This window comes from Cellulophaga sp. L1A9 (assembly GCF_009797025.1).
Taxonomy (GTDB): domain Bacteria; phylum Bacteroidota; class Bacteroidia; order Flavobacteriales; family Flavobacteriaceae; genus Cellulophaga.
The window spans coordinates 3,379,027-3,397,635 of record NZ_CP047027.1 but is presented as its reverse complement, the minus strand read 5'-3'; the positions used below and the strand labels follow the sequence as shown (position 1 = coordinate 3,397,635).

General features: G+C 34.9%; 17 protein-coding genes and 2 tRNA genes. 8 read left to right on the top strand and 11 right to left on the bottom strand.

Going from position 1 to position 18,609, the window contains the following annotated elements; genetic code table 11:
* Positions 1-7 precede the first annotated feature (7 nt).
* The 5 genes from GQR94_RS14985 to GQR94_RS14965 all read left to right on the top strand — a co-directional run bounded on the left by GQR94_RS14985 (position 8) and on the right by GQR94_RS14965 (position 4,279).
* A complete protein-coding gene (locus GQR94_RS14985) occupies positions 8-1,612 on the top strand; it encodes a carbohydrate-binding domain-containing protein (protein WP_158976464.1) in 1,605 nt (534 codons plus the stop codon).
* 15 nt (positions 1,613-1,627) lie between these two features.
* Complete coding sequence (locus GQR94_RS14980) at positions 1,628-2,941, top strand: DUF1566 domain-containing protein (RefSeq protein ID WP_158976462.1); 1,314 nt, start codon at positions 1,628-1,630, stop codon at positions 2,939-2,941.
* Between the two features lie 39 nt (positions 2,942-2,980).
* Positions 2,981-3,190, top strand: coding sequence for a hypothetical protein (locus GQR94_RS14975; protein WP_158976459.1), 210 nt, complete (start codon positions 2,981-2,983; stop codon positions 3,188-3,190).
* A gap of 11 nt (positions 3,191-3,201) precedes the next feature.
* Positions 3,202-3,339, top strand: coding sequence for a hypothetical protein (locus GQR94_RS14970; protein ID WP_158976457.1), 138 nt, complete (start codon positions 3,202-3,204; stop codon positions 3,337-3,339).
* 376 nt (positions 3,340-3,715) lie between these two features.
* On the top strand, positions 3,716-4,279 hold the full coding sequence (locus GQR94_RS14965; RefSeq protein WP_158976453.1) for a carboxymuconolactone decarboxylase family protein: 564 nt from the start codon (positions 3,716-3,718) through the stop codon (positions 4,277-4,279).
* 131 nt (positions 4,280-4,410) lie between these two features.
* Here GQR94_RS14965 and gap read toward each other — a convergent pair whose 3' ends face one another.
* The 5 genes from gap to GQR94_RS14940 form a co-directional block, all read right to left on the bottom strand.
* A complete protein-coding gene (gene gap, locus GQR94_RS14960; RefSeq protein WP_158976451.1) occupies positions 4,411-5,400 on the bottom strand; it encodes a type I glyceraldehyde-3-phosphate dehydrogenase in 990 nt (329 codons plus the stop codon).
* A gap of 321 nt (positions 5,401-5,721) precedes the next feature.
* Complete coding sequence (locus GQR94_RS14955) at positions 5,722-6,084, bottom strand: hypothetical protein (RefSeq protein ID WP_158976449.1); 363 nt, start codon at positions 6,082-6,084, stop codon at positions 5,722-5,724.
* 167 nt (positions 6,085-6,251) lie between these two features.
* Positions 6,252-6,671: a hypothetical protein gene (locus tag GQR94_RS14950; protein WP_158976447.1), complete on the bottom strand. Its 420-nt coding sequence runs from the start codon at positions 6,669-6,671 to the stop codon at positions 6,252-6,254.
* Between the two features lie 103 nt (positions 6,672-6,774).
* Positions 6,775-7,542, bottom strand: coding sequence for a sigma-70 family RNA polymerase sigma factor (locus GQR94_RS14945; RefSeq protein ID WP_158976445.1), 768 nt, complete (start codon positions 7,540-7,542; stop codon positions 6,775-6,777).
* A gap of 91 nt (positions 7,543-7,633) precedes the next feature.
* A complete protein-coding gene (locus GQR94_RS14940; RefSeq protein ID WP_158976443.1) occupies positions 7,634-8,119 on the bottom strand; it encodes a hypothetical protein in 486 nt (161 codons plus the stop codon).
* A 157-nt stretch (positions 8,120-8,276) separates the two neighbouring features.
* Between GQR94_RS14940 and GQR94_RS14935 the strand changes: the two genes are divergently transcribed.
* Genes GQR94_RS14935 through GQR94_RS14925 form a run of 3 tightly spaced genes read left to right on the top strand, consistent with a single transcriptional unit; the run spans position 8,277 to position 9,190 of the window.
* The gene (locus tag GQR94_RS14935; protein WP_158976441.1) at positions 8,277-8,606 is read left to right on the top strand and encodes a YtxH domain-containing protein; all 330 of its coding nucleotides are present in this window, start codon (positions 8,277-8,279) and stop codon (positions 8,604-8,606) included.
* A gap of 6 nt (positions 8,607-8,612) precedes the next feature.
* Positions 8,613-8,963: a hypothetical protein gene (locus GQR94_RS14930; RefSeq protein ID WP_158976438.1), complete on the top strand. Its 351-nt coding sequence runs from the start codon at positions 8,613-8,615 to the stop codon at positions 8,961-8,963.
* The gene (locus tag GQR94_RS14925; protein WP_158976436.1) at positions 8,960-9,190 is read left to right on the top strand and encodes a DUF6327 family protein; all 231 of its coding nucleotides are present in this window, start codon (positions 8,960-8,962) and stop codon (positions 9,188-9,190) included. The genes GQR94_RS14930 and GQR94_RS14925 overlap by 4 nt, the downstream gene beginning before the upstream one ends.
* 18 nt (positions 9,191-9,208) lie before the next feature.
* Here the strand turns inward: GQR94_RS14925 and GQR94_RS14920 are convergent, their stop codons facing one another.
* The 6 genes from GQR94_RS14920 to GQR94_RS14895 all read right to left on the bottom strand — a co-directional run bounded on the left by GQR94_RS14920 (position 9,209) and on the right by GQR94_RS14895 (position 18,586).
* Positions 9,209-10,276 carry a response regulator gene (locus GQR94_RS14920; RefSeq protein ID WP_158976434.1) on the bottom strand — a complete coding sequence of 356 codons (1,068 nt, stop codon included), beginning with the start codon at positions 10,274-10,276 and terminating at the stop codon, positions 9,209-9,211.
* On the bottom strand, positions 10,254-13,532 hold the full coding sequence (locus GQR94_RS14915) for a PAS domain S-box protein (protein WP_158976432.1): 3,279 nt from the start codon (positions 13,530-13,532) through the stop codon (positions 10,254-10,256). The genes GQR94_RS14920 and GQR94_RS14915 overlap by 23 nt, the downstream gene beginning before the upstream one ends.
* A gap of 319 nt (positions 13,533-13,851) precedes the next feature.
* Positions 13,852-16,518, bottom strand: a complete 2,667-nt coding sequence (locus tag GQR94_RS14910) for a cation-translocating P-type ATPase (RefSeq protein ID WP_158976430.1) — start codon at positions 16,516-16,518, stop codon at positions 13,852-13,854.
* Between the two features lie 12 nt (positions 16,519-16,530).
* Entirely contained in the window at positions 16,531-17,991 is a 1,461-nt protein-coding gene (locus GQR94_RS14905) for a pyruvate kinase (protein WP_158976428.1), read from the bottom strand.
* Positions 17,992-18,378: 387 nt separating this feature from the next.
* Positions 18,379-18,456: transfer RNA gene (locus tag GQR94_RS14900), tRNA-Pro, on the bottom strand.
* Positions 18,457-18,498: 42 nt separating this feature from the next.
* A tRNA-Ser gene (locus GQR94_RS14895) sits at positions 18,499-18,586 on the bottom strand.
* Positions 18,587-18,609 lie beyond the last annotated feature (23 nt).

Here is an 18,609-nt window from a genome sequence, read left to right as displayed (position 1 = left end):
AAGAACCATGAAAAATATAATAATTAAAAAGAATATCAATTTACTCCTTATTGCATTAGCATTTAGCGCTTCTATATTAACTTTTAGTTCATGTAGTGATGATGATGAAGATACTGTAACGGTAGCTGATGATGACACCGCTATTGCCATCACAAACATAAACACCTCTGGAACGGCTGAAGGAGATACCGATAATACAGGTGCGGATGAAGATGATTTAGTAGAAAATGCAACTTTTGAAAATACCGTACAAATTGTATTTTCCAATACATCGGCTACAATTACAAACCCAGTTCCTGATGATGTAGTCATTACGCAAGATGGTGCCGATATTACTATTAATTCCACTATTTCAGAAGTGGCTTACGAAATATCGGGCACAACAACAGATGGGATGCTAAAAATTTATAGTGAAAAGAAATTAAAATTATCGTTAAGTGATTTAAGTATCGCGAATACTGATGGTCCCGCGATTAACATCCAATCTTCTAAAACCATTTTTGTGATATTAGAGGGTACGAATAACTTGACCGATGCATCAACTTACAGTACTATTCCTGATGATGAAGATGCAAAAGCAACATTTTTTAGCGAAGGGCAATTGGTTTTTAGTGGTTCAGGAGCACTTAACGTTGCAGGAAACTACAAGCACGGTATCGCCAGTGATGATTATATTAGGATAATTAGTGGAACAATCACAGTTACCGAGGCAGCATCTGATGCCATACACACCAACGATTACATTATTGTAGACGGAGGTACACTTAATTTAACAGCAGATAGCGATGCAATGGATTGTGAAGAAGGCTATATTATTATCAACGACGGAACCTTTACTATTAATGCAATTGATGATGGAATTGCAGCGTCGTATGACATTGACGACGAGGAAGAACCAGATGATTCCATTACGCCTTATGTAACTATCAATGGAGGTAATTTTGAAATAACTACTTCAGAAGGCGAAGGCATAGAAGCAAAAGGAACAATGACCATTAATGACGGTACAATTAACATCAATTCATACGATGACGGTCTTAATGCGGGTGATAATATATATATTAATGGGGGAAATATTTATGTTTACGCCACGCTTAATGATGCCATTGATAGTAACGGAGGTATTACCATTACAGGTGGTATGACCATTGCCATAGCAGTTCGTACCGATGAACCCGATGGTAGTTTTGATTGTGATGATAATACATTTAAAATAACTGGAGGAACAATTTTAGGGTTAGCACTAAATACTTCATTCCCTACAGAGAGCGAAAGCACACAAAACTCAGTAATCTTTGATGGTGTAAATGCAAATCAGTTATTAAACATACAATCGGAAGATGGTACGGAAGCCCTTACTTATGAAGTACCCTATAACGTAAATACAATTATTTATTCCACTGCGAAATTAGAAACAGATCAAACGTATACTATCTATACCGGAGGAAGTGTAAGCAATGGCACTGAGGTTAATGGATTATACACCTCTGGAACTTATAGTGGAGGAACAGATTCAGGTGAATCGTTCACCATAAACAGCACTGTTACACAAATAGGAGGAGAATTGGGACCAACAGGAGAACCAGGTACTGGCGGTCCAGGAGGTAATTAACTTTAAAAAATAATCATGAAAAATTTAGCATCAATAAAAACGGCAAATTTGCTAAGTATGTTCATCCTATTGTTTTTAGCAATGGCATTTGTTTCTGGTTGTAAAAATAAGGAGACAAAAAAATCTGAAATCGCTATTTCTAAGGATAGTTTAAAAACTAACAACTATGTACAGATTGCAACAGGACAGTACACTTTGTATGACACCCAAGGAAAAATTCTTAAGGCAATCTCCAGAGAAGCTTCCCTTTACGGTCAAGATGCAAATTATTTGAAAGGCAAAAAAATGTCCTTCACCAAAAACGGGAATGGTACTATTACAGATAATAACTCAGGGCTTATATGGCAAGAAATCCCTAGTTCAGAAGGCTTTGATTGGCAAGATGCCAAAGATTATTGTGAAAATTTAGAACTTGGTGGTTATGATGATTGGCGAATGCCATCTGCAAAAGAATTATTTTCAATTAGTAATTTTGATTCTGGATGGCCGTATTTAGATACCAATTATTTTTCCCTTGTTAACAATGAAGAGGTAGACAAAAGTGAACAATACTGGTCTAGCAATACATATGTTGGTCACACAGAAGAAGGTGGTTACAATGCTGCTTTTGGTGTAAACCATGCGACAGGACATATAAAGGCCTACCCGGCAGCTGCGCCAGATAAGGAGAAAGACCATAAAGGTCCGCCACCAAATCGCCAACCTCCTCCAGGACAAGGGGCACCTCCTGAAAATGGAAGACCTCCCCAAAATGGAGAAAGACCCACAGGCAACCCACTACTGAAGCATGTGCGTGCAGTTAGAGGTACTGTTTATGGAATAAATAATTTTACCGATAATAAAGACGGAACTATTTCTGATATCGCTACAGGACTTATGTGGACACAAGGAGATAGCGGTAAAGGTCTAAATTGGAAAGATGCTTTGGTTTATGCCAAAAATACTAACATAGCTGACTATACCGATTGGCGTTTGCCCAATGTAAAAGAATTACAAGGTATTGTAGACTACTCTTTTGCACCTAATGCCAAAGACAGTAAAAATAAAGGTCCAGCTATTGACCCTATATTCACTTGTACACCGATTTCTAATGAAGCCGGCACTGATGATTTTGGTTATTATTGGACCGGCACTTCTGCGCATTTTAGAAGTGGAGAACCCTATTTTTACGCCTGGTATGTTGCTTTTGGTATGGCGGTCAACAACGAAGGAAAAGATTTTCATGGTGCCGGTGCCGTACGATTCGACACCAAATACGAAGGCGGCAATCTAGGTGAAGGCGGTGAACGTACATACAATTATGTACGTCTTGTTAGAGATATAAACTAGTATTTAAAATTAAAGCGTTCTTAAATAAAAAAGAACTGCATGAAAAAAGTAATTTTCATAATCATCCTTATTGGTTGTAGAAAGAAGGAGACCAAAAAATTGAAAATCGCTATTTCTAAGGATAGTTTGACAACTAACAACTATGTAAAGATTGCAACAGGACAGTACACGTTGTATGATACTGATATAATTTTTTTTCTGCAATCCTTAAAGATGATTCCCTTTGCGGTCAAGGCGCAAATTATCTGAAAGGCAAAAAAATGTCCTTTACCAAAAACGAGAATGGTACTATTACAGATAACAACTTAGGGCTTATGTGGCAAGAAACTTCTGATTTCGAACGTCACGATTATTATGATGTATTGAATTATATTGATGAGTTGGAAATAGGCCGTTAAACAGATTGATAATTATTTACTATAAGGAAGAGTATTCGTTAGTTATTTTAGCGGTATTGTCCCAAGTGGTTGCGAATCTACCACAGATGATCGTTTAGTTTCTTTTTATAAATACCAACTATTTCAAATTTGCATACGGTGACATAATGCTAGAGAGCGAATTATAGATTCTCAATACGCTAGCTCAACCATGTATATAGCTGGAGAACTATTGTTTGGAGTCACTTTTGCTGATGGCCGTGGCAAAGGCTAAGTTTTGTTCAAAAGCAAATTGATACTGCACGGAAGAATGGACAAGGTTTTAGAAAGGGTAGAAACTAATTATAAACACACGAAAGAGATCTTGTAAGATTTGATTTCACATAAAAAATTAAACATGAAAAAATTCACGAAACATACTATCGAAACGGCGCCTAAGGCATCCAAGGAAATACTTTCCAAAGTGAAGGAACAAAATGGAGCTATTTCCAATTTATTTAAATATATGGCAGGTTCTCCTGCTGCATTGGAAGGATATAGCAATCTAAGTAAAACCTTTTTCGCCAAAACATCATTCACTACGGGCGAACAAAATTTAATTTTATTGTCTTCAAGTGTGGTCAACCAATGTCAGTATTGTATAGCAGCACATACAAGAGGAGCAAAACAAAATGGAATATCCTCTAAAACCATCAATGAAATTCGTAAACAATTGCCAGTTACGGATACAAAGTTGAATGCGCTGGTAACACTTACAGAAAAAATTACGGTAAACAGAGGACATCTTGAAGCATCAGATTTAGATGCATTTTACAATGCAGGTTTTTCACCTGAGCAGGTAATGGATGTTATTGTTGGTATTTCTCTTAAAGTAATGAGCAATTACATAAACCACGTTACAGAAAATATTATTTCAGAAGATATGGAGCCGTTTGCAATGGGAAAAGAAATTGAAGACTAAATAACAACACGTGCGCACGTAATAATGGAGACCAAAAAGAAAAATGAGCGTAAAATAAAAACAGGTCAAACTATAAAAGCCTGACCTGTTTTTTTAAAATAAATATGCGTAATCCATCCGTTTTAAACGAGTTATAAACTTTGAATTTGACGGATCATTTGATTAGTGAATCCCCATTCGTTATCATACCATGCCAGCACCTTTAAAAGGTCTCCGTCTACAACTTTGGTTAATGAAAGATCAGCAATAGACCCGTAAGGGCTTTTTATAATGTCACTAGAAACTAGCGGAGCATAGGTAGTTTGCAATACCTTTTTATAACGATCCGTTTGTGCTTCTTCCTCTAGTATTTTATTTATTTCTTCTGCGGTTACCGTTTTTTCGGTTACAATAGTGATGTCTGAAATGGATCCAACCGCAACCGGAACACGTACAGCCATTCCGTCAAATTTACCCACATATTGAGGTAATGCCTTGGTGGTAGCTACTGCAGCCCCGGTTGTGGTAGGAATAAGGTTGTTTATACCAGAACGCCCCATTCTAAAGTTTCCTTTGTTGGGCGAATCTACCATAGCATTAGAACTTGTGTCCGCATGTATGGTGGTCATAATAGCCTTTTTGATTCCAACACGACGGCCGATAATTTCTATAATCGGGCTGATGTTGTTCGTGGTACAGCTTGCACAAGAGAAAATACTTGTTTTACCATCTTCGGAATTTACCCCGTGTACAACGGTAGGAATTTCTGGACTCTTAGCTGGTCCCGAAAGAACTACGGTTTTAGCTCCCGCTTTAATATGTCTGTCCGCATCATCATATTTGGTAAAAATACCAGTACTTTCAATGACAACGTCTATATCCAACGCTTTCCAAGGAAGGTCTTCTGGATTTCTTTCGTTAAAAAATTTTATGGTCTTACCGTCTACAATTAGTTTACCGTCTTCAAATTCAACCGTTTTCTCAAATTTTCCGTGAACACTGTCAAACTCCAATAAATAAGCAATGTTTTCGATACTTGCAATATCGTTCACTGCTACTACTTCTAATTCTGGTGTATCTAGTATTACTTTTAATGCGGTTCGGCCAATTCGGCCCATTCCGTTTATAGCTATTTTCTTCATAATATTAAGTATAAATTGTTTTTAAGTTTTAGAAAGCACTTTGCTTTTAATATTGTTTTCACACTAGCTTTGTCGAAAACACTACCACTAACGAACACATACATGAGTTAAAACATTGTTAAGTTCATTGTAATTAGTTAGGCTTCAATAGTACACAACTCATAGGTTCTTCTTTTGTGCTAAAGCAAAAGATATGAACGTTATCAAAATTATTTCAAAAAGTTTTTCTTATTTCGAAATAGGCAAATCATTAATACAGGGAACCTTTTTATTAGCCATCTATTTTTAGAAGATGTGAATAAATTAAAAAAGAGAATTACCTTAAGAAATTTTTCCTAAGAAATGCTCCAATACTTTAAGTTGCCACTCTCCCACCACTGAAAGTTTCGTTTCTGCATTTAATAGCACAAGGCCATATCCTAGACGAGATAACTTACAATCGCTAATAACCTCATTAGCCATACTACTAAATACAGGTCTAAAATGTTCTCGTAAATTCAGTTTAGAAGATTTGGCTATACTCATTGCCTTTGTTACCGCATCACTAATTTGCTTAGGTGATAGGCCTTGATATAATAGGTCACTTGCAAAAAAATGCATGCGCAAACCATAATAGAATTCCATAAAATTGTCAATGGTATCAGCGGTTCTGTTTTCTTGTTGATAAATAGAGATTTGCATCATAGAATTAGTTTTTAATGTGGTGAATGTTACAGCATATATAAATAAGTCTAAAAGATTTTTAAGCGCTCCTTTTTGTCCATGGCAAACTCAACTTCTTCGGCTAAATACTGTAGTATACCAACCTTGTAGTAGTGTTTATATACAAAATATTGATAACGCTAACTGGTCTAGTTTGAAGAATTAGCATTTTTTACATAGTTAAACACCAACATTTTAAACTGGCGAAAAGTGCTAATAAAACTTTCCATTCTGTTGTTTAGTTGTCTGTGTTTTTCTCTATAGTCCGCATCTGACAAACCACGTTCACCCAATTCCAAACGAGAGAGCAATCTTTCATGATTCGCAATATCATTTGATAAGGAATCAAACAATTCTTCATGTACTGCATCTAAATCTTTTAGAATCTGACTATAGGCTTCTTGGGCAGCATCAGTTGTCTTCGTTTTCTTCAGAAGATCTGCAAAAAAAGCAGTCTCTTCTTTATAAAAAGCAATGTTGCTTAACCATTCCTCACTTTCAAAATGAAGAACGTCTAACCCTGCTCCAATTAATATTTCGGATTTTGGGTTTACTGTTTTTGTTCTCATATCGCTATAATTTAAATAAACTTGTTTGTGTTATAGATTTCTCATAATCAGTGTGCTACGTTTAAATAGATTTTCATTATGATGACCCCTATAATTTTTGTCGCTACGCCAAATCGTATCTATTAAAAAGGCTAGCTTCAAGATTCTTACGTGCCTTTTCTAAAAGCGCTTTTACCTCTGCTATACTTTGATTTCGAATTATGGCTATTTCACGGATAGAAAATTGATATTCAGTAGCAAGTTCAAAAACATTTCGCATTGCCAGTGGCAGATAATGCAAGACCATATCGGTATGTCTTTTGAGGGCCTCTTCTCCCAATTCCTTATCAAGGGCATCCATGAGTTCTTTTTTATTATCTTCAACAAAAACATGATTTAACACATAATCATTCTTTGGATAAGAGATATCATCTAATTCATCAATCATCACATAATCTCCACCTCCATCGGTACTAAATTTCTCTTCCATTTCATCCCATTCTGGACGAGAATAATCATCAATATTCTTTATAAAATAATCTTCAAATTCTTCTTCAATAATGGTTTCCGTCAAAAGTTCATTCACTTTATTAAACAACCAGGAATGAAGATCTTCTTTGTTTTTTACCTCATCAAAATTATCATAGACCACTATAAAGAGCTGATCCATAAAATCATCTACCTTGTATTTCCCTTTTGGCAGACTCCCTTTGGTAAGTGCAGTTGCCAATCTTTTCGTGATATAGCGCTTAACTTGATACAGATCTTTTAGTAATAAGTTATTAAATAAGACTTGATTGTTTTGTTTTCTAAACTGGGTTAAGTCTAAAAATGTACTTGCAACAAATACATTAAATCCTTTTTTACTCCCATAATATTCTAGTGTGTCCATACTTTCTTTTATTTAATTAGAATACAGATTAAAAGAACTCCTAAATTGCCCTTGAAAATAGTATTGAGCATAATACAAGCCCCATTTTTTCTTAATTTCTTAATTTATTTTTCAACTTTTCAATATCCAAACGGTCTCCCCTAGCCACTATAAAATAAGTACCCTCATTTAACTTTTTAACACTAGCTCCTGCTTCTTCCTCACTTACCCCAAGCCCTCTTAATATTCCATAAGGTCCTCCAGACAAGACGCCAATAGCTCTTTTACCTACAGGGTTAAGGAATGTTGAAACTAAAAATCCGGCGACAAACAAACGCCCCATTTCGGGATTGTAAAAAGTATCAAAGTCAGTATTTTGTCCTAATAATTCTTTAAAAAAAAGACGTAGCTTATTCTCTATAAACTCTAAACCTTTAGGATCGTCTATATAGTTATCTCCTAAATTACCAATAACCGATAGGGTCATTTTATCAAATCCCATTTCACGAATCAATTTAAGAGCGTTTTCTAATTCTGAAATTTGAATGTATGCGTTTAGGAAAACTTGTTTATGTTCTGGTTTTGGGATGTTCATCATACAAAAAATTTAGAGATTTTGCGGCTGTAGGTCGGTGCATTCTCTTCCGCTAAGTTATAAGAAGATATTTTCAATATGCCTGACCTAAGTCATGATGTAAAAAAAATAACTAGGTTAACTTTGTTGTAGACATTTAATTCAATTAAAAATAAAAATCATGGCAAACGACAATGGAAATGTACTTCTAGCATTATTAACAGGAGCTGCAATTGGTGCAGGTATTGGAATATTATATGCACCTGAAAAAGGTATTGACACAAGACACAAAATTAAAGACAAAGCTTTGAATGCAAAACACGATTTAACGGATCGCGTATCACATGCCAAGGAAGAGCTTAACAAAACAGCAAACGAAAAGAAAGTAGAATTTGAACAAAAATTAGAGGAAGTTATTAGTTCTATGAGCTATAAGGCAGATGATATTATTGCTACTTTAGAGCACAAACTAGAAGATCTTAGAAAGAAAAACGCACAACTACAGAAATAATGTACTATGGCATTTGAAGCATTAAAAAAAGACCACGTTGATATAGAAATTGATATGAGGTCTTACATTGAAACCAGTGAAGAGTTTTACAAACTCAAAATTTTTAAAATCTTAATGGGCTCAGTTACTATGATAAGCCAATCCTTGGTTTTAGGCGCTATAGTTTTTCTTGCTCTGCTCATGGTATCCTTTGGAATTGCATTTGCGATTAACGAAGCAATGGGTAATTTCTATGCTGGATTTTTAATTTTAGGTGCTTTTTATATGTTAGTTGCTCTTGCATGCTATATTTTTAGAACCATACTCAACAGACCCATATTACGAAAATTCTCAAAATATTATTTCGATAGAACATGAAAAAAAAGTATAACTCGTTTTCTGAAATAGATGATGAATTAAAAATTTTGCGCCTTCGAAAAGAAATTGCAAAAGAAAGCTTAACATATAATTTAAAAAGCACCAGAAAAAACCTCAACCTAAAACAAATAATGGAAACCACCCGTTTTAATACGAAACAATTTGTAATAGATTTTGCGCTGAACAAAGGGCTAAACTGGCTCCATAAATTACGCCGAAAACCATAATACGCCCCTATCTATATCTTATCCAAAATCGGCAACCTGCTGTAGCAATTTTTTATCTTTAAGAATAATTCTACGAGATTGTCCCAATTGAATTAAACTTTGATCTTTAAAGCTAGAAAGTACCCGTATAGCCGTTTCTGTAGCAGTACCTATTAATCCTGCAAAATCTTCTCTAGAAATATTAATCCCTAAGTCATCATCTTTTATAAGCCCTTTATCATACAGTTCTAACAATGCAGTTGCCGCCCTTTTCCGAACGGAATCGAAAGCCATGCCCATTAATTGATTTTGCATATGTAAAACATTGTTGGATACCATCTCAATAAACTTGTTTGACACCTCTTTATTGTTAAACAAAAGTTGCGTAAAATCTTTCTTTGGAATACAACATACCTCACAATCATTAAGTGCTACGGCTGTTTCTGTATACACTCCTGAATTACCTAAGACACAAAGCTGCCCTATAAAATCACCAGCTTTAAACATCCCCGTCACATATTCTTTACCATTTTCATTGTGTTTATATGTTTTAACTTCTCCGCTCTGAATAAAATATAGATTTTGAGCAATTGCTCCTTCTGAATAAATTTCTTCTTTCACATGGTATACAACTAAATCTCTTTCTTCAGGTAGATCTTTTAGATTTTGATACTTTGAAGCTTCTTTGATAAATTCAGTAATGCCTTGAACATTTCTTGAAAATTCTTTACGTAAAAAAGAAGTTTTTTTAAGTCTTGCTTCTATAGCCTCAATTAGATCTTGCGCCTCAAAAGGTTTGGTTAAATAATCATCTGCCCCCATAGTCATTCCTCTACGAAAGTCTGATTTTTCAGATTTAGCTGTTAAGAAAATAAATGGAATACTAGCCGTCGTATGATCTTCACTGAGTTGCTTAAAGACTTCATAACCATCCATTATGGGCATCATGATATCACATAATATAAGATCTGGTGCAAATGATTTTGCTTCTTCTATACCAATCTTACCGTTTTCTGCAGTAGCCACATTATAATTCTCAAGTTCAAGAATTTCTGCGGTCATTTCGCGAACATCAAGATTGTCTTCAATAAGTAGTATTTTTTTCATATTTCGATAGATTTAAAGGGAGTTCTACAATAAAAGTTGTGCCATGATTAAGTTTACTTTGAAAGCTAATATCCCCCTCCATTAAGAGGACGTATTGTTTTACGATATTCAATCCTAAGCCAGTACCTTGAAAATTGGTCGCATTTTTTGCGCGATAAAAACGTTGAAATAAATAGCCTTGATCTTCATCAGGTATTCCGATACCCTGATCGGTAACTTCAATTAAAAGTTTTGTATCCTTAGTACTTATTTTTAGGAGTATTTTTGTATTCTCTTCAGAATATTTAATCGCGTTGGTTAATAAATTATAGACAATGTGTCTTAATAGTTTAGGGTCTAGCTGCACTTGTATACTATATGAACTATAGACAATGGCTATTTCCTGACCTATTTTCTTAATGCCTTGAAGTTCTTCTACTAAAGCATCTGAGAATTCAACAAAATCAAATAAAATAGGCTCCGCTATGACTTTTCCTTCTTCTAATTTACTCAGCGACAGAAAATCATTGAGTATACCCACTAAGTTTTTTATACTAGACTTTATCTTACTTATATATTTTATTCTTTTTTCTTCTTGACCTGCTTCATTTTGGCGTTCAATAAGATTCGTAGCAGAAAGTACAGTACTTAATGGCGTTCTAAATTCATGAGAGGCCATGGAAATAAAACGAGATTTGAGTTCGTTGAGCTCTTTTTCTTTTTGCAATGTATTACGGATTTCGACTTCTATTCTTTTTTGATCAGAAATATTATTGTAAACCAATAATGCCTGTATCACCTCACTTTTTTCATTAAACAAAGGCGTCGTGTTTACTAAATAAGAAATACCACGAACTTTAACATCAAAAGAACAATGTTCTCCATTCAATGTTTTCAGTACATTTTTTTTGACATTTTTCTTTAGCTCAATTGGGACCTTTCTTAATTCATCAATTTTGATCCCTACTTGAATCGCATCTCTAAAACCAACTACATCTAAATCTTCCCCTTCAATAAACACCACAGATAAGTCTAGATCTACCACACCAACAAACCCTCTTGGAAAATTTTTAAAAATCGTATCCAATAACTTTTGACTAGCAATGGCATTATTTTCAGCGGTCTTTGTAATCTGAATTTGATCTTCAAAATTTAAATTAGACTCTACCAATTTCTGAACGATATCCTTCAATTCTACAGTACGTTCTGCTACCTTATTTTCTAAAGCTGCAGCATAAATCGTTAATTCATCCCTACTATTTTTTAAAGCAACACCTTCATTATGTTGGTCAATAGCCACACTTATCGCCTGTGTTATGTTGTATATAATTTCTTTTTCAGTAGCAAGTGGGCTTCTACTAATAGGTAAATAAATAGCAAAGGTTCCCAATAATTCTTTATTTGATGAAAATATTGGAAAGGACCAACAAGCCTTAATATTATCTTTTAATGCCAATTCTCTAAAGGCATCCCATAAAGGATTATTAAGCGTATCTGAAATTATAAGCTCTTCTTTTAAATATGCTGTGGTGCCACTAGATCCACATTTAGGTCCAATAAACATCTTTTCTATAGCATGTGTATACGTTTCTGAGAGGCTTGGTGCTGCTAATTTCTGCAATTTACCCGTTTCATTATCCAACAAAAGAATAGAGCCTTGGCAATTTGGAATGGCCGTTTCTATCGTTTCTATAATCTTATACGCTATGCTTTTCAAAGGTTCATGCTGAATGATCATATCCATAACATGAGATTGTCCTATTTTAAAAAACTCTTCTATTTTTTGAGTGGTAACATCATTTTGCACCCCCACAAAGTGCGTTAGTATTTTCTTGTTATTATATATCGGTGTGATACTTACATCATTCCAAAATAAAGAACCATTTTTTCTATAGTTTCGCAATACCACACGGCAATCTTCTCCTTTTTGAATAGCCGCAGCCATGAGTTTAATTTCATTCTGATCTTCATCATCCCCCTGTAAAAAACGACAATTTTTACCCATAAAATCTATCTTTTCATACCCTGTCATTTTTATAAAGGCTTCATTACCATAGATAATGGGTAGATCTGGTAGACGAGCATCACAAATAACAATTCCACTGGCAGTTGCTCCCAAAGCACGGTTGCGAACATACAGAATATCCTCTATCGCCCGCTCTGCGGTTATATCTCTTATAATGGTTAAAAGTCGATTCTTAGCCATGGGAACAATTCTACCTTCATAAAATTGTCTACCCTTTTCATCCTCAAAATCATATTCTACAAACTGAAGCTCCTTACTCTCAATGGTTTTATCCATTCCTAGACGTACTGCTTCATAAATATGAGCAGGTAATAATTTATCTATATACCCGTCAATTAAAGTGGCAGAAGGGGCAAATAGCTTTTCTGGATCTGGAGTGTAACAATCTATAAATTTACCCTCATAATCTAAAATAAACATCATATCTGGTAATGCCTCTAACAACGCTTTGTTCTTTGCGGAATTTTCTTCAAGTTTTTGTGCTGTGGCTATTTGATCTGTAACATCTTGAATGGTTCCAAACCATTCTAAAGGCATACCATTAGCATCATAGGATGCTTTTCCATGAGCCAATATATGCCTTACCGAACCATCCGTTCTAATCAGTCTTTTCTTATTCGAATATGCAGTATGGCTTTTTATTGCAAAGTCTACAGCATCTATAGCACCCTGCTGGTCTTCTGGATGAATAAATTGATAAGCACTTTCATTGGTAAGTAACTCATCTCCCGGTTTTAAACCACATATTCTATAATACTCATCAGACCAATTTTTTTGATTAGTCTGCAGGTTCCATACCCAACTGCCAATATGTGCCAGACTTTGGGCTTCATCCATTTTTTCTGCATTCACAGCAGCTTTCTTCAGCGCCAATAAACGAGCCGTAATGTCTATTATAAAGGCTACAATTAAATCTTCATCATTTATTTTGGTAGGACTTAGACTTATTTCTAACGGTATTTGTGATCCATCTTTCTTAAGTCCCGACAGATTTTCTCTTTTACCCATGATTCTGGTTGCAGGACTATTTGCAAAATATTTTCTATGCTTCTCATGAGATTTTCCATACTGGTGCGGAATAAGATCTTCCACTTTTTTATCCACGAGTTCCCCTAGTTCGTAACCAAACATTTTTTCAACAGAAGGATTAGCCTTAATAATAAGACCTTGGGGATCTACTACCAAAATACCTTCTACAGAAGATTCAAATATCCCCTTAAAAAGCTCACTGTCTTTATAGTTATCTATCATAGATTCAAGGGTAAGTATCTAAATTTAAACAAAAAGCAAGGAACTCCTTCCCATATAAGAGTTAATAAAATTAAGCGGCTATAATTAGGCAAAAATGATGCGCAGATTATCTTTATGTTGAAAGGGTTCATATAAGGTTTCAACAAATATATAGTGGACTCCATTTCTAAGAAATGACTATTGTCATGTTTTTAGCTTTAGTCCCCGATAATAAGCTAATAATTATTCTTAAAATTAGATAAAGCGTCTCTTCCTGTACGAATTTTCTTTGTTTCCCGCTGTCCCAGTTTTAATATGGTATCGCTACTATTTTTTTATCTTAATCAATAATCTTAAAAATCCTTTTAAAAAGTTGAATTAAAATAACTGGCGTAATGCTCGTTAAAGTTATTATTAACCACGTGTCTATACTCAATTGCTGAAGCCCTATATAGCTGTTAAGCGGACTAACAAAATAAAACACAGCCATTATACTAATACAAAGTAATGAGGCTGCCCAGGTAAATTTATTACGGGTAATTTCATTGTTTAGAAATGATATTTTACGGGAAGGTAAATTTAGAACGTGCCATAATTGCGATAAAGCAAGACTAAAAAAGGTAATGTTGTTGCATAATTTTGCATCGTACTTTAAATAGTGACTACAATACCAAGTTACCAGTAGAATAGGCAATGCCAATAATACCGCATACACATTTATAGTAAACCAATCTCTTTTAATTATAATAGGCTGCTGCGGATTTCGTGGTGGTATTTTCATAATTAAATCATTGCCTTTACCAAGGCCCAAAGCCAGTGCCGGAAAAATATCTGTGACCAAATTAAGGAAGAGAATTTGTAGTGGAAGTACGGAGAACGGAAAATTTAATAATCCATAAAAAAACACAATAAATATTTCACTAAGGTTGCAAGAAAGCAGATACATTAGAAAGTTCTTTATGTTCTTAAAAATTACCCTACCCTGCATAATGGCTGCCACGATAGATGTAAAAGAATCATCTTTTAAAATCATTGCCGCGGTTTCTTTTGCTACCTGTGTACCCCGTATGCCCATAGCAATACCAATATCTGCTTTCTTTAGCGCAGGAGCATCATTTATCCCATCGCCCGTCATTGCCACAATACTACCATGTTTTTGATAAAAACTTACCATAGCTAACTTTTGCTTTGGCGTAACTCTTGCAAAAATAGTTGCAGCAAATAATTTCTTTTCTGATATTTTAGAATCTAATTCTTTACCATTGATAACAACATTATCTTTTTCTGATAGCTTTATTTTTTCAGCAATATTAAGAGCTGTTGCTGGATGATCTCCTGTTATCATAATAACCTTAATGCCCGCGTTCCTACATGATTGTAACGCATCCACAACTTCCATTCGGGGAGGGTCTAAAAACCCTATTAAACCAACAAGCGTTAAGCCAGATAAAAAATTAGTAGTAGGGATATTGGCAGCTTCCTTAAAAGCAAATGCCAATACTTTTGATCCCTGTGCCTCAATAGTTTCTGCTCTATTTAAAAAGTCTTTTTTTGCTGCCGCTGTTAAAGGGATTACCCTATCGCCTGCACTATAAAAACTACACGTATCTATTAATTTTTCTACAGCCCCTTTTGCTGCTACAAAGTTGCCGGCATCATTTTTATGTAAAGTTGCCATTAATTTTGTTTCAGAATTAAAGGGTTCTTCTGCTATACGGGGATATGTTTCGTTTATAGCTTCCACATTTACTTTGCTTGTATTTACAAATTGTAATAGTGCTATTTCAATAGGATCTCCTAAATATTTTTTCTTATTTTCTTTCTGTTCACTTGCAGCATTATTGCATAAAATAGAGATGAGTATTAACTTTTCATAGGCCTCTTTATTTTTGTTAATTGCAATGCTACTATCATCACCTTTTTTAGCTATCGGTATGTCTTCATCAAAAAACATCAACTTGTTTACATCAATTTTATTTTCTGTTAGCGTGCCCGTTTTATCCGTAAAAATAATATTAACGCCGCCAAGTGTTTCAACAGATGCCAGTCTTTTTATGAGTACATTCTTCTTTGCCAGGCGCAACATGCCATAAGTAAGTGCTATTATGCTTACCACAGGTAGTCCTTCCGGAATAGCTGCCACAGCCAATGCTAATGCCGTTTCTACAATAAGGTAAAACTGTTTACCCTGCAGCAATCCTGTTATTATAAATATACCTGCAAATACAGCCGTAACCACCATTAATATTTTTGTGATCCCTTGTATCTTCTTTTCTAGTGGAGTATTGTCCTGCTTTGCAGTAGCAACCATATGGGTTATTTTCCCTAATTCTGTATGCATACCTGTACCTGTAACAATGGCTCTGGCATTGCCTTTTACAACAGATGTACCTTTAAATATTAAATTAATTTTGTCTGCAAGAGGCACTTTATTTTTTATAACTTCAATCCTTTTTTCAACCGGTAATGATTCACCTGTAAGTGCCGATTCATCAATTTCAAATTGATTTACCTCTATTAATCTTGCATCAGCCATTACAATATCACCCGCTTCTAATACCAGCACATCTCCAGGTACAATTCTTTCTGCTTGGATTTCTTTAAGGGAATTATCTCGCCAAACTTTTGAAACCTTTACATCCATTTCCTTTAATGCCTTCATAGAATTACGGGCTTGTAATTCCATAATAAAACCCAACACTACAGTAATAAAAATTACAGCAATAATAGAAAACCCTTCTAACCAATCTTCAAAGAAAAAAGAGAAGCCAGCGGCTACTACCAATAATAAGATTATCGGACTTTTAAATTGCGCAAACAAAATGAGTAAAATACTTTTTTGCTTTTGCTCCGTATAACTGTTTAAGCCATATTTTGCAATCCTGCCATTAATACTTCTTTCTTGCAATCCTGTTTTTAGATTTACATCAAGCAGCTTTGCAATATCATCCACTTTTTTTGAATACGTATGTTCTATTATATCTAGGGTATCGTTGAATGTTGTCATATATGAGTGCTATTATTTCTCCTTTAAGATAAATTGCGCTGCAATAGACAACTTTCTAAAAAGTCGTCTATTTTTGAAATTATTTTTACGGCTTCTACTTAATATATTTTGTAATGTTTTAAGCACTTCTACGGTATGTCCGCCCTTGTTAATCATGACACAATCAGCTTCAGCAGCGTGTGCAGCATCTGTTATTTCGCTACGAGTAGCCAATCCATGCTTATTCATACTTTCCAATACTTGGGTAGCCCATATTACCGGTGTATGTGCTGCTTCACAAATCCATAGAATCTCATCTTGTACCTCACTCATTCTTTCAAAACCAATTTCCACAGCGAGGTCTCCCCTAGCAATCATAATGCCTATTAGATTATGCTGCATTCCCTGTAAAATAATAGCGGGAAGATTATTTACCCCTTGGTTGGTTTCAATTTTTGCCACGATGGGAAGTTCAGGTTTATTTAACCGACTCAACCGCTCTTGCAATTCCTTCATATCCGCTGCATTGTTTACAAATGAAAAGCCGATCATATCTGCATACTGAACAATGAAAGGCAGACACTTCTCATCATAATCGGTAATGGGGTTTATACGAAATATGGTATCTGGAAAATTTATACCTTTTTGACTTTTAATGACCGGTTTCTTTTTAGAAATACGAACAATTTCAAGAATAGCCTGCACACCAGAAACGCTCTGTACCACGGCTTCAAATAATCCGTCATCAAAATAAACACGCTGGTCTGGTTTTAATTGTTCTACAATACCCGGCAGCGTACATCGTATTATTTTTTCTCCCTTTACCCCTTTTTGCTTGGTATCAGTCAACGTAATTTTATCACCTAATTCTACTTTTAATTTGCCCTGTTTATTTTTTTTGTTAATAATTTGTGTCCGTATTTTAGGACCGGCCAGATCCATATAAAGTTTACACGGCAAATTCATTTTAGCCACTGCCTTTTTAAGATTTTCAATCATTTTTTTCCAGATCAATTCATCATCATGGGCACAATTAATTCGGGCTACCTGCATACCATTTTCCAACAGCTTGCACATCAATTGAAAGTCCTCTCCAAAATCCTTGCTAAACGTAACCATTATCGGCGGCGCATCACCTATTCTCCCTTTTCCTAACAGTGTGGTTATATTCTGATGTAATTGCTTAAACCCCGTAGTGGCATTTAGCTCATAAGATGTCGTTTTTTCGTAGCCAAGCCATTCCATAACATTAATAACTTGAGTCTTTATATGGCTCTCGCTGCTAGCAAGGGATGACAAGCCCATAGTATGAAGTTGTTTTTGAAGTAGCTCAATATTTTCTGAACGCAAAGCTAAATAATCAACCAAATTAATTGCGCTATTACGAAACTGTGCTTTTACTCCATTGATATGCACTTTTTTAAGATCCTCAGCTTTTAGCATCCGATTATGAATTTCTGACAATTTTTTAAGTACATTTTCTTTTGCTTTCATCTTATATAATTTTAGCACAGTTGTTTACTAAAATTATACTATAGTTTGATCATGTTAAATGATAAAGATCATGCTGTCTTCTTTCTATTAATTTGGTCTGTTTAAATGGGAAGAATACGGGTTAAATAATGGTCGATTTTCAAAAGTTTATAACGTATAAAATAATTGCGTATTTAAAATTGTATGCGCAATAAAACAGATGGACAGAAATCTACACACCAAAAAAACTTTTCGAAAGAAGGAAAACAATTAGGTTGCTTTTTGCGGATCAATTGATCATGAACCCTTAGCTCCTTGCTTATTAGAAAGTAGCATATATCTAAAAGCAAAAAAACACTGACAATCAAAAGATCATCAGTGTTTATACTAGGGCCTATTTCTAGGTTTTGGTCGGGGTGGCAGGATTCGAACCTGCGACCTCCGCGTCCCAAACGCGGCGCGATAACCGGGCTACGCTACACCCCGAGAATAGTTTTAACACTATCTCTATTCTTTATTTAAAAAAAGCGGAGAGACAGGGATTCGAACCCTGGGTACACTTTTGATGTACGACGATTTAGCAAACCGTTCCTTTCGGCCACTCAGGCACCTCTCCAATAATTTCAAATATCACACATT